Genomic DNA, 1253 nt, shown 5'->3' on the forward strand with positions numbered 1-1253 from the left:
CCCGGCGGGGTGGGCCGGGGGGCCGCGTCCCGGGGTCAGGCGGCGGCTGCCGGCCGGTGGGGGCGGGGGTGGATGGGGCGGATCGTCCACCTGCCGGGCGGCGGGCGGGCGTGCCGTCGTCACGGGCGGCGCATAGGGTCGGGTCAGCGAAGGGAGAACGTCAATGTCCGAGCCCACCACGCCAGTCGCCCTGGCGTCCGGGAGTTTCCTGCTGGGCGGGGATCTGCCCGTCACGCGTCTGGGGTACGGGACGATGCAGCTGACCGGCCCCGGGGTGTGGGGGGACCCCGCGGATCCGGACGAGGCGGTGCGGGTGCTGCGGCGGACGGCGGAGCTGGGGGTCAATTTCATCGACACCGCGGACGCGTACGGGCCCTTCACGGCGGACCTGCTGCTGCGCAAGGCGCTGCACCCTTACACGGACGACCTGGTCATCGCGACGAAGGCGGGCTTCACGCGTCCGGCGCCGGGGGTGTGGGTGCCGGTGGGGCGGCCGGAGTACCTGCGGCAGCAGGTCGAGCTGAGCCTGCGGCATCTGGGCGTGGAGCGCATCGACCTGCTCCAGCTGCACCGGATCGACCCGAAGCTGCCGGTCGCGGAGCAGGTGGGGGAGCTGGCGGCGCTCCAGTCGGAGGGCAAGATCCGGCACATCGGCCTGAGCGAGGTGACGGTCGCGGAGATCGAGGAGGCGGGCCGTACGGCGACGATCGCGTCGGTGCAGAACCGCTTCAACCTGGCCGACCGTGCCTCCGAGGACGTCCTGGACTACTGCGAGGCGCGCGGCCTGGGCTTCATCCCGTGGTTCCCCCTGGCGACGGGCGTCCTCGCGGGCACGGACAGCCCCCTGACCCGCATCGCGATCGAGCACGACGCCGCCCCCTCCCAACTGGCCCTCGCCTGGCTCCTCCGCCGCTCCCCGGCCATGCTCCCCATCCCCGGCACCTCCTCGGTGGCCCACCTGGAGGAGAACACCGCCGCGGCGGGCATCCAACTGACCGACGAGCAGTTCCAGTCCCTGGAGGCAGCCGCCGCCTGACCCCGGGACGCGGCCCCCCGGCCCACCCCGCCGGGAGGGGATCGATCCGCCCCACCCCCACCCGGCAGGCACGCCGCCAACCCAACGGGGGTGGGGGCCGGTCCTTCCCACCCACCCCCACCGGCAGGCAGCCGCCAGCGCAACGCACGAGCAGGGGGACGATCACCCACCCACCCCCGCCCCACCGGCGGGCGGCAGCCCGACGCAACGCGGGAGG

1 protein-coding gene is annotated in these 1253 nt (G+C 74.9%); it reads left to right on the plus strand.

The window, feature by feature from the left end; translation table 11 throughout:
• The first annotated feature begins 163 nt into the window (after positions 1-163).
• Positions 164-1036, plus strand: a complete 873-nt coding sequence (locus tag IH54_RS0138605) for an aldo/keto reductase (RefSeq protein WP_031526236.1) — start codon at positions 164-166, stop codon at positions 1034-1036.
• Positions 1037-1253 lie beyond the last annotated feature (217 nt).

It is taken from the genome of Streptomyces sp. NRRL F-5123, assembly GCF_000721495.1.
In the GTDB taxonomy this organism is placed as follows: Bacteria; Actinomycetota; Actinomycetes; order Streptomycetales; family Streptomycetaceae; genus Actinacidiphila.